The following is a 14,284-nucleotide window of genomic DNA, read 5'->3' on the forward strand; positions in this document are numbered from 1 at the left end:
ACTAGTCTGACGCGTGCTACTCAGCTGTAGAAGATGGGGTTGGTGGAGCGCTTACGTGGCTTTCAGATGGTTTTCAGCGGCGGACAGCCAATCCTCTACCTCATCAAATTTGTACTGACTCTGGGCCACCCAGGCGCGGAGCAGGGTGAAGGTCGGGTTTTCAGAGATAAACGACTGGGGCAGGGCATCCAGGCACTTCTGTAGCAGGCTGAACTGGCCTTCGGTAAAGAACTTTCGGCCATGTTCGTCCAGCACTTGCCGTATACGCTCCGGATCGGCGGCCGCTACGGCGTGCCTGGCGGCTTCCTCGGCGTGATTCAGCTCAAGCCAGGCATCGGTTGCGCGTTGGTGCAGTGAGCGTTGGTTCTCCTGGGTTGTGCAGGAGAGCAGGTGGCGCAGATACACTGCAAACAGCTGGTGGTAGCGGAACCACAGCCCGCCGTTATCCGCTGGCATGATGAAAAGGCCCATGGCCAGCAGGCTGTTGAGCAGGGACTGGCCATCGTTATCGTCCATCACCCGCATCACCATGGCGGCATTGAACCGGTCGAGAATACAGGTTCTGAGCAGAAAGCGGCGCTGCTGCTCGGTCAGGCTCTGGCCAACCAGTTCATCGAAGTACTCGAAGATGTGATGGTTTCCCAGTTCCAGTTGATCAACGAACTCACTGAACTCAACACTGGTATGGGACGACGCGGAAAGCAGTTGCAGTGCCGAGATCCAGCCTTCAACCCGTCGTACGGCCCGTTCGATGTGCTCACGGGACACCTCAAAGGGTAAACGCTGTTCCAGATAACGCTGAGCTTCATCGGCATCCAGAGCCAGGTGTTTGCTGGTGATCTCCGTCATCTGGCCCTTCATTCGCAATTGTGCGATGCCAAGTGGCGGCAGCGTCCGGGAAATGATCACCAGAGTCAGATGCGAGGGTAAATGCCGAAGCAGGAACCGCAGGGCCTGATGGATATCCGGATTACTGATCAGGTGGTAGTCGTCCAGTACCAGGTATAGTGGCTCCTCTTCCTGGGGCAGTTCGCCCAGCAGGTCGCTCAGGACGCTTTCAAGGGAATCGTAGCCGGCATTTCGCAACCGGCCGGGAACAGATAGCTCGGGGGCAACGGATTGGTTCAGCGTTCGCGCCAGGTAGGCGGCAAAGCGGCCCGGGTCGTTGTCGCTTTCTTCCAGCCGGTACCAGGCCGTTCTTGCCTCAAGGGCGTCAAGCCGTTCGGCAATACTGGTGGTTTTGCCGTAGCCCGCCGGTGCAGTAACCAGTAACAGGCTCACCGGCTCGGGGATGTGTAGCAAATCGTTGAACTTTTCTCTGGCCATCAGCCCCACCGGGGCAATGGGCGCTGTGGTTTTGGCGTCAACGAAGGTCAGTTCGGGGTTCAGTTTTGTTGTTGTCATTATCCTTGCCGCATGTATTGGCTGAGGGCCTGCTGTTGTTCATCGTTGATATACAGGCCCTGTTTGGTCCGCCGCCAGAGCAGATCCTCCGGTGTGATGGCCCACTCGTGGGTCATCAGATAATCCACCTCCCGACGCGACAGAGTGTCGGTAAACCAGTGGCCGAGGTCGTCTCTGTTCTGGCAGCCTTCCAGAATGTGGTAGCTGCTGGTGCCATAGCTTCGCACAAAGCGATGGATCACTGCATCTTCCAGCCAGGGGAAATCGGCCGCGAGTTCGATGGCCAGTTGTTCCTGCGTATCGAAGTCGCCGCCCGGCAGAACGGCCGTTCGCGTCCAGGAGCGGCCGGCACCGGGGAAATAGTGACTGACCTGATCGGTGACGGCTTCGGCCAGTTTCCGGTAGGTGGTGATTTTACCCCCGAATACCGAGATCAAAGGGGGCTGTCCGTCCTGATTATCAACCTCGAATGAGTAATCGCGAGAGGCGGACTGGGCGGTGCCGCCCTCGTCGTCCATCAATGGCCGGACACCGGAGTAACTCCAGACCACATCGGTGGCGGACAGTTGCCGGCGGAAATACTGGTTGACGATGGACAGCAGATAGTCGGTTTCCTCTGGGGAAATCCGTGCCTGCGACGGATCGCCCACGTAATCGACATAGGTGGTGCCGATCAGGGAGAAGCGATCTTCGTAGGGGATCACGAAGACAATGCGCTCGTCCTGATTCTGAAGGATATAGGCTTCGGTATCCTGGTTGAGCCTGGGTACGACGATGTGGCTGCCCTTGACCATGCGAATCTGCTTGGGCGCTGGCATAGACAGGCTTTCACCGAACAGGCTGCTGACCCAGGGGCCGGTGGCGTTAACGACCACCTTGGCGCGGATATTGTACTGCTTGTCCCGGTGATCGTAGAGGAAGAGGCCGGTACGGATCATCCACGCCGGTCGCAGATGGGGCTGATGGGGCAGGCGAAAACGCATGGGCCACATGATGTGGGGTGCATTTCGTAGCAGGGCCTCCCGCTCACCGAGTGCTTCCCTGACCAGCCGGAATTCGTAATGCTCCAGGTAGCGCAGGCCGCCGTGGATGAGTTTGCTGCTGCTGGACGAGGTGGCGGAGGCAAGGTCGTTCATCTCGCACAGAACGACCTGAAGCCCCCGGCCTGCGGCGTCCATGGCAATCCCGGTGCCGTTTACGCCTCCCCCGACCACCAGTACATCGCATTGAGTGGGGGGAGTGTGAGGGTTGCCTGAAACCAGTCCTTTGCTATTTGCCACTGCCTGAGTGCTCCTGATAATCGCCCATAACGCCTGTGATGGAACGATTATCAGGAAACTGCCTGGCCTGGTAAAGCGACCCGGTCACAGGCGGGTGGGCTTACCTGCCTCTTTGCGGCGCTGCTCCCACTCTTCGCGGGTTTGTGCGGCTTCATCACCGGGCAGGAAGTCGATAATCTCGAAGTAATCAGAGCTGAACTGGTCTGCCACCACGGTTTCACGGGGTTTGATCCGGACGACGTAGACGGTCTGGACATTCTGGTGGTCGAACTCGCGCCAGTACTGTTCATCTTTCAGGAAGCTGTAGCGGTGCCCCTCAAGGGCCCGGATAACGGCGTCTGTGTTGGTACTGCCGGCCCGTTCTACAGGCTTGCCATTAATGCCTCTTAGGCTTGGCACACTCACTATATAGTCACCACCTGGAATTAGTCCGCCGTCCGGGTTGAGTGTGAGAGTTGTACCGTCAACCTCAGCGTTTAGCCCGTTCCCTACTGTTGTTTCGCCATCTGAAGTGCCGCCAGGACCTGAGAGAGAAACCCCGTCTGCCACTGAATCCGGGTCCAGAGGCTTGTCGAAGAACAGAATCACCGGGTCGCCCGGGCGTTGCATGGATTGACGAGTATCAGGAATAGCATCCTCATCACCAGGCATCCAGCTCACCAGGCTTGGGCCGGTTCTATCTATTTCTCTCAGGTCGTCCGCATCAAGAGCGGAATCTATATCCGTCGCCGCTTCCAGATGGAATGCGATGGTGGAATCGGTGTATTCCTGGCCCAGCAGTGCCGGCTCAACCATGCCAATGGCATCGATGGTGAGCACGCCATCCCGTACCAGTGCAATACCGCGTAGCTCCACACCCATCAGGTCCTGAGATAGCGCAGCGTTAGGCTGGCCTTCTTCGGCGTTCATGGATACATCCATGAATAGCGTGATCTGGCGCGGTGCGCTCGTGTCATTGGTGTAAGGGTTCGGGCTCATGTACCCAGACGCATCTGAGAGCATGGTGACTTTGATGTCGCCCGTGGTTTGTAACTCACCTGTTGCTGCATCCAGTACTGGTACTTTGCCACCCACCAACACATCCAGGCTGGTGCTGGATAGCACGCTACCTTTGGGGATTCTGAGCGGCAGGGCTTCGTTATCTTCAAATGCGGGGGCATAAGCGAGTTCCGCAAACATGTCGCCGGTTTGCTGGGACGGACCAGCTTTACCCTGGAGCACGGAGTTCAAAGTAACGCCGTTAATGGGCTGGCCATTCAGTATGGACTTGGTGGCAGCCTCTTCAGACATGCCGTTGGCAAGGCCAGAGTCGGTTGCTGACTGCTTGAGAACAATCGTTGGGCCTGTATCCCTTGGCGTGTACTCAAGTTCTTCAGGACCCTTGTATTCGACATCGGGGCTTGTAAGGCTCGTCAGGTTCTTAAGCTTGAGCGTATAGGTTTCGCCACTATTCAGAATGTCGTTTTTGCTACCGCACTGGGTTTTCTCCGGCGTAACACAGGGGTCTACGGTTATGCGATTGCCTTTAACAAGCACTGTAGCGGGGACAGTTTGACCGTCTTGGTCCAGAAGCTTGATTGAACCACCACGTTCTTCTGAGTCCCACTCCGGGTGAACCGGCTGGGTCAGGATAAGACGGAACGTGGAGAAGTTCATTGCACTGAAGGGAGAATCCTCTCCGTCGCTAGCAGGTATCTGCTGGGCAATTTTAAAGACATCGTCTGTTTCAGCCAGCTCGGCAACACTGGAGTAACTGCCTCGAGTGTTGAAATGGATGTCTGAATCGTCAAGGTTGCCTGGTATGCTAATGGAGCGATTGCCCGCTGCTTTGAGCGGCTCATCAAAGGTAACCGAGTATTTGGATGCTGTTTGCAGCACGCCATCTGTAGTTAGTTTCAGGCTTTTTCCGCCATCAATCTTTTCAATGCCGAAATCGATGTCTTCATCACCGGATATCAGGCTTATTTTGTTCTTCAGGTCTGCTTTTTCTTCCGTTAGCGCATCGGAAAACCGGAGAACTATGTCTGCTTCAGGGCTGACATCCATCTGCCCATCTGCGGGATAGGAATAAATCACCGAGCCAGGTGCGGCTTTCGGGTTTACGCTTTGCTCATCGCCACCACAGGCTGCAAGCAGCAGGGCGGGAACCAGTGCCAGGGTCTTGTTGTACTTCATGGCAAACTTCTCCTCAGAACTTCAGGGTAACTGAGCCGCTGATAACGTGGACATCGCCGTCTGCTGTTACGCCGGTATCCGTCACATTCCCGCTGGAGTCAGTTTCTACCAGAGTAAAATCTCGCTCCTGCAGCTGCTGATACTGGTAACCTAAATCGAAACGAACAGGGTAGGCCAGCAAGCGTGTGCGGTCGTAGGTGGCGCTAACACCCAAACCAACCACAATTTTGTCGGTATCCAGGTAGTTGATTTCGGGGTTGCGCGTGGTCTTCAGTAGTGACTCTTCGTAAGCCACGCCGCCTCGCACGGAAAAGTTTTTGTTAAGGTCAAATTCAGCACCCAAGCGCGGCACGATTGTGTCATCAAACTTTATGCGGTCGGCAGCGGGAATGGTTGATTGATTTTTGATGGTGTCGCCTTTGAATTCTTCAGACAGTTCAGACCAGTTCTGCTGCTCAACACTGCCACCAATGCGCCAGTTATCGCCTTGGTACTGTGCACCGAAACCGAAGGTTTCTGGCTGGAAAGAATCGATGGTGGATACCACAAGGCTAAGGCCCGGGTCGGGAATGGTTTGTGTTACAAGAATATTTGAATCAACCGCGGTAGATGCAGACGATTTGGTGCGATAGGTAAAAGCGGTTTCCCAGCCTTGTAAAAAGCAGTTGCTTTCAGGGCAGAAGGTGCTGCCGAGATCAATGGTGGTGCCAATAATGGTTTTAATTTGTGGCTCGGCATTCACTGCCAGGCGTTCGCGGCTGGTGTCTCCGCCAAGTGTGGATACGGCGGTGAGGTTAGCGGTTGCATCCAGAGTGATGCGGGCAGATACACCCAGGGATATGCCGCGCCAAATTGGGGTGGCGCCGCCGATGTTCAGGAACAGAGGTTCTTTGCCATATTGCAGAAACTGGCCAGTGTCTGACGTCTGCGAATCGAAGGCCAGCATCTCTTTACCGTACTTTTTTTTTAACGCCGGCAATGAAGCCCAGATAAATCGGGTGATCAAAGCGGGTAAGGGAGCCCAGGTTGGTTTTCATTCCGATCAGTACGTGCTGGCTGGGGGAGTTGGAAACCACGTCGCTATTAGCATTAGGGTTTGCCGACCGTAATTCCTGCTCAGCATGCAGAAGGCCAGAGGTTAACTCACCGCGATCGTCGCGGGTAAGTGAGGCCGGGTTGTAGTAGGTTGCAGATACCTGTTCATTAAACATGGAGAGGGACTGAGCGGTCGCGACGTCTATGGGCATTACGCCATAGGTTGTGCCAATGTTACCCATGCTGGCGGATGCGAGGCTACCCAATCCGGTTGAGGTGGTGGCAACGGCAAGCGTGAGTGCCCGTACTGCAAAACGGGGGGAACCGAACATGGATGTGACTCCTGTTGTTTTTGTCTTTGGTGTGGCTCGAGCATATTAATGCGCCACTCTTTTAGGTATTTGTACTACTGCGATCGAGTGTAACGACCTTGTCTTTTGGGAGCGTTGGCCTTGGAGACACGGGAATTCGTCGAAAGGAACACTTCCATGTTTGCGGAGTAAAACTACATTCTGGTGCGGGGGCTAAGGGAAGGAGTAGGTACTTTGCCAGCGGCAAGACACAGGGCGGGAGTGCCGCCCTGTGTCTTGCAGATCGCTGTTATTGCGGTTTGTTACCGTGTTTCAATGTTGCCTTCTTCGTCGGAGATAACAATCTCCACGCGGCGGTTTTGTTGCCGACCGGCGGAGGTGTCGTTACTGGCCACGGGATAGGCCTCGCCGTAACCTTTGGTTTCCACGCGGCTGCGCTCAATGCCTTGCGATAAGAGTGCGTCCCGGACAGCTTCAGCCCGGCGCTCCGAAAGTTTTTGGTTGTATGAGTCTTTGCCTGTGCTGTCGGTGTAGCCTTCCACGCGAACCCTTCTGTCTTCATACTCACGCATAAATTGCGCAAGGCGCCCGGTGGTCTGCTCTCCTGACGCTTTCAGGTCGGCTTTGTTCAAATCAAAGAGGACATCGCCAAGGGTGAGTACCATGCCACGATCGGTGCGTTCAGCCTGCAACTCTTCCATTCTTTTGCGCAGCATTTCGGCTTCATTTTGGGCCCTCGCGGCTTCCCCGGATTGTTTCTCCAGCATGAGTTTGCGGCGACGCTCTTCCGCAGACTCAACCTGTTTCTCCAGTCTGGCTCGCTCGCCTTGTTGTTCGGCGATTTGGGCATGGCGGTTTGCCAAATAGGCGGCGTGCTCAATACGTTGGGTATCTTTGCCGTCTTTCAGCAGTGATTCTGCCCGGTCGAGCTCCTTTTTTGCGCTACGCATGTGGCTGTCGCCACTGCGGGCAACGTCCGGATCGTTTTTGATTTTGGCGTAGGAGGCTTGTGCCTCGTTTACCATTGCGTTGTCTGGAGGTGTTGTGGCGCAGCCGGCGATCAATACTGACAAGGCCATAGCCGTGCCCAATGTTATGTTGCGTTTGTTCATAACGGTCTCCTTTCGAGATTAGGGCGTTTATTGGTCTTGGTTGATTTTCTGGCGAAGAGATTCAATGTTGTCATTGATCTCCTTCACAGCCTGTCTCGCTTTGGCCGTTTCAGAGCGAGCATCAGCCAGTTCAGCGTCAACGGAAGCCTGCTCCAGAAGGCGTTCAGCATCGATGTATTTTTTCTGCTCAATCAGGTCCTCCGCATCGGATATCTTGTTTTGAGCATCGTTGAGAAGTATCGGCTCATACTCCCGCGCATCGGCAGCAACAGCCTGTTGAAGGGAGTTTTCAGCGGTATTCAGATCTGCGTCTGGCCGCTCTCCAGAGCTGGCGCAGCCGCCAATGGTAAGGGCTACACCAGCAATGCTGGCGATGTATAGCATTGATTTATACTTGTTCATGCATGATCTCCTCTCAGCGGTTTATAAGCTCTGCAGGAAAGCGTTGTCTGCACGAAACCATCCTGCCGCCAGGATTGACGGACTCGTATGAACGGCGACATGTGCCGTAAAACTTCGGAGTGCCATGCGCACCTTACCTTAAAGCTTAGCAGCCAGCTGGCAATCAACCATGACTCACTCGCAATAAATCTTGATCAGAGAGTTGTGAAAGAGGAGTCTGTTGTTGCTGTCAGTAGTTTAAATTACTGAAAATATTCACAATATTCTGCTAAGAAGTTGTATGAATAAGTGGTCACTATATTTGCTGATTTGGGTATGAATATGTGGCCGCAGCTGAACGCTGGGTATTTGGCGGTATAAAAAAGCCCCGAAAACCTTACGGCTCGGGGCTTTGTATGGTGGGCCTTGCTGGACTTGAACCAGCGACCAATCGATTATGAGTCGACTGCTCTAACCAACTGAGCTAAAGGCCCTAAACGGTTGTTTCTGCTTGCAAGTGGTTGGGATTTAACCGCTCCCTGCAAAGAGGAAAGTAAAGCGGGCGCCAGTATACCGATGAGATACCGTGCCCGCCACTATTCTTGCGATTTATCCTTGGTTTCCCTGGTCGTCAATAAAGCCGCGCAGGTGGTCGGAGCGAGAAGGGTGGCGCAGTTTGCGCAGAGCCTTTGCTTCGATTTGGCGAATGCGCTCACGGGTAACATCGAACTGCTTGCCGACCTCTTCCAGTGTGTGGTCGGTATTCATTTCGATACCGAAACGCATGCGCAATACTTTGGATTCGCGAGCGGTGAGGCCAGAGAGCACAGAGCGGGTCGCTTCGCGCAGGCCTTCGGCCGTTGCAGAATCCACCGGCGAAAGCGCCTGAATGTCTTCAATAAAGTCGCCCAGGTGGCTGTCTTCGTCGTCACCAATCGGTGTTTCCATGGAGATCGGTTCTTTGGCGATCTTCAGTACTTTACGAATCTTATCTTCCGGCATCTCCATACGCTCGCCCAGCTCTTCCGGAAGAGGTTCACGGCCCATTTCCTGAAGCATCTGGCGGGAGATACGGTTGAGCTTGTTGATGGTCTCAATCATATGCACCGGAATACGAATGGTGCGCGCCTGGTCCGCAATAGAGCGGGTGATGGCCTGACGAATCCACCAGGTGGCATAGGTAGAGAACTTGTAGCCACGGCGGTATTCAAACTTGTCTACGGCCTTCATCAGGCCGATGTTGCCTTCCTGTATCAAATCCAGGAATTGCAGGCCGCGGTTGGTGTATTTCTTGGCAATCGAGATAACCAGACGCAGGTTCGCTTCAACCATCTCTTTTTTGGCGCGGCGGGCTCTCGCTTCGCCAATGGAGACGCGACGGTTGATTTCCTTGATATCTGCTACGTCGAGGTCTACTTCAGTTTGCACATTCATTATGCGTTTCTGAAGACGAACGATTTCGTCCATGCGCTCGTTGATCGCAGCAGCGTAGGGCTTTTTGCTTTTGGCGATTTTTGCGCCCCATTCCTGGTTTGCTTCATTCCCCGGGAATGATTTGATGAAATCCTTGCGCGGCATTTTGCATTCGCGAACACAGATTTTCAGGATGGCACGTTCGTTTTCGCGCACCAATGCGTTGGTAGAGCGAACCACATTGACCAGTTCGTCAAACGCCTTGTTGCCAAGTTTGAATGGTGCGAAAACCTTTCCCAGTTCATTAAGTGCTGCTTGAGTCCTTTTATCTGCCCGACCATGCTTTGCCAGTAAGTCTTCGGCGACTGAGAGTTTTTCCTTGAGAAGCTCGAATCGCAGGCGGGTCTCTTCAGGATCCGGGCCGCTTTCCTGCTCTTCTTCCTCTTCGTCCTCGCTGTCTTCAGCCTTCTCTTCTTCTGTTTTCTCCGGCTTTGGAGGTGGAGCCGGCATGAAAGGCTCAGCGCCATCCGGGTCCAGGAAGCCAGTTACGATATCGCTGATGCGGCCTTCGTTTTCGATAATGCGATCGTAGGCCTGGATGACGGTGCCGGCAGTACCGGGAAAGTGAGCCACGGCTGCCATGACATCCCGAATGCCTTCTTCGATGCGCTTGGCGATGACAATTTCGCCTTCACGGGTCAGCAGTTCCACCGTGCCCATTTCGCGCATGTACATGCGAACCGGGTCAGTGGTGCGACCGGCATCGGATTCCACGGCAGCAAGAGCAGCCGCGGCTTCTGCGGCGGCTGCTTCGTCGGCAGTGGAATCGCCGTCAGTCATCAGGAGGGTATCGGCATCCGGAGCCACTTCTGACACCTGAATGCCCATGTCGTTGATCATGCGAATGATATCTTCGACCTGATCCGGATCGGCAATGTCTTCCGGGAGGTGGTCGTTCACCTCGGCGTAAGTCAGGTAGCCTTGCTCTTTGCCCCGTGCGATAAGGTCTTTCAAACGTGATTTCTGCGAATTGCCTGACATAGACACCTTGTGAACTCGCTTAAATAAGAAAAAATTAAACAGCCATTATAGCTGTCGCTCTAATGCTCTGCCACCGGATGGTTAGATGGTGATCAGTGCGCTAAGTTTCAAGTGCTGCTAATCCGGAGTTCCACCGCTTAGCTCTCGCAGCTCCTGCCGTTCCTCGGCAGTTAAGTTTGCGAAGTTGCGTAAAAGTAAGGCCAGCCTTTGCTGCCTTGAGGCTTCCTCGTTGGGGCTAAGCAGTTCTCGTGCCGCGGCCAGCGTGCTTTCCCGGGTTGGGATGTGCTCAATGCCGTCAAACAGATTGTAGAACTGCTCGCGCACCTGGCTATCCAGTGCCAGCGCGGTTATAAGTGATTTCCGATCCCGTATTTCACGCTTCAGAATAAAGGCGGCAAATTTGCCGGCCTGGTTATACTGGCGAGAACCCTGTGCCAGTTCTGTCACCTCGCTGGCCAAGTCTGGCGCCTCAAGTAAGGCTAGACACAAAATGCTGTCTTTGCTCAGCTTTACGTCTATACGGTCTTCTGTAACACGGTCTCGTTTGCCACCCTTCCACTTGTTCCATTGTTGGGGCTGGCGGTTTTGCCACTGATTGCGGCCTCCGCATAAGCGGAGCATTTCGTGCCACATGGCATCCCGCAGGGTGCTTTTGGGCATTTTGTTCAGCAGAGGTTCGGCTCTGGCTCTCAGTTCGCCGCGGTGCTCTGGTAATGTTAAATCCAGGCCTTCGCTTTTGCGGTCAAATAAATACCGCGAGAACGGGGTGGCGCTGTCAACACGTTTCCGGAATGCCTCGGAACCTTCCTTGCGCACCAGTGTGTCTGGGTCTTCGCCCTCAGGGAGCATTAAAAACTGCAGATGCAACCCATCTGCCATGAGCTCCAGAGCGTTATCCAATGCTCGGTCCGCTGCTTTAAACCCGGCTTTGTCGCCATCAAAACAGAACACAGCGTGCCGTACCTGTTTTAACAGTGCGGCCAGACTGTCCTGGTTTGTGGCGGTTCCCAGGGTTGCAACGGCGTAGTGAATGCCGTGCTGAGCCAGGGCAATCACATCCATGTAGCCTTCTACCACGAGCAGCTTGTCCAGCTGCCTTACGGCTTGCTTTGCTTCAAACAGGCCGTATATTTCCCGGCTTTTATGAAATACATTCGACTCTGGAGAGTTGATGTATTTTGCCTTGTCGTCGCCGAGTGTCCGTCCGCCAAAAGCGATGGTTTTGCCTCGGCTGTTGCGAATAGGGAACATTACCCGGTTTCGAAAAAGGTCCCGGGGTTTGCCGTATTTGTCAGACACGGTGCCGGTCTCGATGAGCGGCCCTTGTAATTCCTTATTGGCGGCATCAAACAACAATGTACCCGCGGCCGGTGCATAACCTACCTGGTACTGCTGGATAATGCTGTTGTCTAGCCCCCGCTGCTTCAGGTAATCGCGGGCGTAGGTACCTTGCTCGCCATGAAGCGCTGACTGGTAAAAGCGGCTGGCGAAATCCAGCGCGTCGGTCAGCGTTCTCGCTTGCTGAATTTCCTGTTTGGCGGCTTGGTCGTAAGGTACTTCCAGTCCGGCTCTGCGAGCCAGTTCTTCAACCGCCTCTGTAAAACCCAGGCCCTCGAACTCGCGTATAAAGCTGATGGCGTCACCATGGGCGCCACAGCCAAAGCAGTGATAAAAGCCTTTATCCGGCCTTACGTTGAATGAGGGTGTTTTCTCATCATGGAACGGGCAGCATGCTTTGTAGTTGGCTCCGGCTTTTTTGAGCGTAACGCGTGAGCCAATCAGTTCTGCCAGATCCAGTCGGTCGAGCAGGTCTTCCACAAAGCGTTGGGGGATCAGTCCGCTCATATTGGCTCCACATCAGGCCCGCAACGCAAGAGGGCCAACAGCCAAAAATGCCGCCGAAGCCAGGCCCCGGCGGCATTTTGTGGTCGCTCTGTGCAGCCTGTGGCTGAACAGGCAATCAGTGCTTTGCAGTCAAGCGGCGTCTGGGATAACTCAGTACAGACGCTCGAACTTGCGCTGTTCCCGCTGAAGCTTCTTGAGATGACGCTTAACGGCAGCAGCTGCTTTGCGCTTACGGACGGCTGTGGGCTTTTCATATTGCTCACGACGACGTACTTCGGAAAGTACACCTGCCTTTTCGCAAGAGCGCTTGAAGCGACGCAGAGCTACGTCAAACGGTTCGTTCTCTTTCACTTTAACAGCTGGCATTCGACAATCACCTACCTGATAGATTCGGTTTCATTTAGATGCGCATCTGGCGGTGCCAGACTGGCTCGATCCCTGATCAAATTGGCTAAAACTCGACCAGTTCGTAATTTAGGGCGGCAATCATACCGCTTGAATCCCCGCAAGGTCAATGTTTGTTCTACGAAACTGTCTGTGAGTTTCGGGTTTCTGCTAAAATACGGCTCGTTTATTCATTTACGCCAACCTGGGTGGCCAGATTATATGTTGATTCTGGGTATTGAAACTTCCTGTGATGAAACCGGCGTGGCGCTGTTCGACACTGATAAAGGGCTTTTGAGCCACGCGCTGTTTAGCCAGATAGACATGCACGCCGACTATGGCGGCGTGGTGCCGGAGCTGGCGTCCCGTGATCATGTTCGTAAACTGTTGCCCCTGTGTGACCAGGTGTTGGCAGCAGCCGGGCTTGCCCGTAAGGATATAGATGGCATTGCCTACACCGCCGGCCCCGGTTTGATTGGTGCACTAATGGTGGGTGGCTCTGTGGCCCATGCGCTGGGATTTGCGCTTGATATACCTGTGCTTGGCGTGCACCACATGGAGGGCCATTTGCTGGCACCGATGCTGGAAGACAACCCGCCGGCTTTTCCATTTGTGGCGTTGCTGGTTTCGGGTGGGCATACGCAGCTGGTGCGCGTAGACGGTATTGGCGAATACGAGATGCTGGGCGAATCAGTAGATGACGCCGCAGGTGAGGCCTTCGACAAAACCGCCAAAATGTTGGGACTGGACTACCCTGGCGGGCCTCGGGTGGCAGCTCTGGCGGAGAAAGGAGAACCTGGCCGATACCGCTTTCCCCGACCTATGACAGACCGGCCAGGGTTGGATTTCAGTTTCAGTGGCTTGAAAACGTTTACGCTCAACACGGTAAATGCGCAAAAGAAAACAGCCACTGGCCTAACGGATCAGGCCTGCGCTGACATTGCGTTAGCGTTTGAGACGGCTGCAGTGGACACATTAGCCATCAAGTGTCGGCGCGCTTTGGAGCAAACTGGCTGCGACCGCCTGGTGATCGCTGGCGGGGTAAGTGCCAACAAGCGGCTGCGCGCAGGCCTTGGGAAAATGGCTGAAAAACGAGGTGCCCATGTGTTTTATGCCCGCCAGGAATTTTGTACAGACAATGGCGCGATGATTGCCTATGCCGGTGCCCAGCGTATGAAAGCAGGGCAGCGTGACGGTGAGAAAATAATGGCGGTGCCCAGGTGGCCCATGCATACGTTGCCTCCACTCACCAAGGCTCGGCTGGATGGTCTTATAGATTAGCCACCTTGCTGGCTAAAGGCCGGTTTCGCGTCCCTGTGCAAGCCGAATCAGGTTGTTTCGGTGCCGCACGACAATCAGGATTGCCAGCAGGCCAAACAGGGGCAGGTGATCTGGCTCTATCAGTGCGCTGATAACTGGCCCGCATACGATGGCTATTACAGAAGCCAGGGCAGAGATGCGCCAGCGCCATAGTAACAATAGCCACAAAGCGGCCATGACGAAGGTAGTGAGAGGCGCCAGGGCCAGGCCAGCTCCCAGCGCAGTTGCAACGCCTTTCCCCCCTTTGAAGCGGTAGAACGCCGGGATCATGTGCCCGGTAACTGCGCACAGGGCGATCATCGCCTGAACCAGCGGGGATAATCCTGTTTGGTGGGCCAGCCAAACAGGGAGCCACCCCTTGGCGGCATCCAGGGCCAGGGTGAGCAGAGCGGGTAGCCAGCCACCGGTTCTGTATACGTTGGTGGCGCCCGGGTTTCCGGAGCCCTGTGCACGAGGGTCGGGCAACCCGAAGAGTTGGCAAATTGGCAATGCAAACAGCACCGAGCCCGCCAGATAAGCAGCCATACATAGCAAAACGGTTACTATCGGATCACTCAGGGCCATTTGCGAGCTCGGAGACAAA

9 protein-coding genes, 1 tRNA gene and 3 pseudogenes are annotated in these 14,284 nt (G+C 54.8%); 1 reads left to right on the plus strand and 12 read right to left on the minus strand.

Features of this window, described 5'->3' with window-relative positions; translation table 11 throughout:
* Window positions 1–51: 51 nt before the first annotated feature.
* From ACTHYN_RS11200 to rpsU, 11 genes and pseudogenes are all read right to left on the minus strand, one after another.
* The gene (locus ACTHYN_RS11200; protein WP_441812537.1) at window positions 52–1,404 is read right to left on the minus strand and encodes an AAA family ATPase; all 1,353 of its coding nucleotides are present in this window, start codon (window positions 1,402–1,404) and stop codon (window positions 52–54) included.
* Window positions 1,404–2,684: a glycerol-3-phosphate dehydrogenase gene (gene glpD / locus ACTHYN_RS11205; RefSeq protein ID WP_441812538.1), complete on the minus strand. Its 1,281-nt coding sequence runs from the start codon at window positions 2,682–2,684 to the stop codon at window positions 1,404–1,406. The genes ACTHYN_RS11200 and glpD overlap by 1 nt, the downstream gene beginning before the upstream one ends.
* A gap of 84 nt (window positions 2,685–2,768) precedes the next feature.
* A pseudogene (locus ACTHYN_RS11210) lies at window positions 2,769–3,050 on the minus strand (branched-chain amino acid ABC transporter substrate-binding protein); the annotation flags it as partial.
* 1,461 nt (window positions 3,051–4,511) lie between these two features.
* Window positions 4,512–4,859: pseudogene (locus ACTHYN_RS11215) on the minus strand (Ig-like domain-containing protein); the annotation flags it as partial.
* Window positions 4,860–4,872: 13 nt separating this feature from the next.
* A pseudogene (locus ACTHYN_RS11220) lies at window positions 4,873–6,226 on the minus strand (outer membrane protein transport protein).
* Between the two features lie 281 nt (window positions 6,227–6,507).
* Window positions 6,508–7,317 carry an OmpA family protein gene (locus ACTHYN_RS11225; protein ID WP_441812539.1) on the minus strand — a complete coding sequence of 270 codons (810 nt, stop codon included), beginning with the start codon at window positions 7,315–7,317 and terminating at the stop codon, window positions 6,508–6,510.
* Window positions 7,318–7,344: 27 nt separating this feature from the next.
* A complete protein-coding gene (locus tag ACTHYN_RS11230) occupies window positions 7,345–7,719 on the minus strand; it encodes a DUF4398 domain-containing protein (RefSeq protein WP_441812540.1) in 375 nt (124 codons plus the stop codon).
* Between the two features lie 396 nt (window positions 7,720–8,115).
* A tRNA-Ile gene (locus tag ACTHYN_RS11235) sits at window positions 8,116–8,192 on the minus strand.
* 115 nt (window positions 8,193–8,307) lie between these two features.
* Window positions 8,308–10,152 carry an RNA polymerase sigma factor RpoD gene (gene rpoD / locus ACTHYN_RS11240; RefSeq protein ID WP_441812541.1) on the minus strand — a complete coding sequence of 615 codons (1,845 nt, stop codon included), beginning with the start codon at window positions 10,150–10,152 and terminating at the stop codon, window positions 8,308–8,310.
* A gap of 117 nt (window positions 10,153–10,269) precedes the next feature.
* Window positions 10,270–11,997 carry a DNA primase gene (dnaG, locus tag ACTHYN_RS11245; protein WP_441812542.1) on the minus strand — a complete coding sequence of 576 codons (1,728 nt, stop codon included), beginning with the start codon at window positions 11,995–11,997 and terminating at the stop codon, window positions 10,270–10,272.
* Between the two features lie 150 nt (window positions 11,998–12,147).
* Window positions 12,148–12,363, minus strand: a complete 216-nt coding sequence (rpsU, locus tag ACTHYN_RS11250) for a 30S ribosomal protein S21 (protein WP_441812543.1) — start codon at window positions 12,361–12,363, stop codon at window positions 12,148–12,150.
* 240 nt (window positions 12,364–12,603) lie between these two features.
* On the opposite strand from rpsU, the gene tsaD reads away from it, so the two are divergent.
* Window positions 12,604–13,662 carry a tRNA (adenosine(37)-N6)-threonylcarbamoyltransferase complex transferase subunit TsaD gene (gene tsaD / locus ACTHYN_RS11255; protein ID WP_441812544.1) on the plus strand — a complete coding sequence of 353 codons (1,059 nt, stop codon included), beginning with the start codon at window positions 12,604–12,606 and terminating at the stop codon, window positions 13,660–13,662.
* Window positions 13,663–13,674: 12 nt separating this feature from the next.
* Here tsaD and plsY read toward each other — a convergent pair whose 3' ends face one another.
* Complete coding sequence (gene plsY, locus ACTHYN_RS11260; protein ID WP_441812545.1) at window positions 13,675–14,265, minus strand: glycerol-3-phosphate 1-O-acyltransferase PlsY; 591 nt, start codon at window positions 14,263–14,265, stop codon at window positions 13,675–13,677.
* Window positions 14,266–14,284: the final 19 nt, after the last annotated feature.

Source organism: Marinobacter sp., from assembly GCF_052091845.1.
Taxonomy (GTDB): Bacteria; Pseudomonadota; Gammaproteobacteria; order Pseudomonadales; family Oleiphilaceae; genus Marinobacter.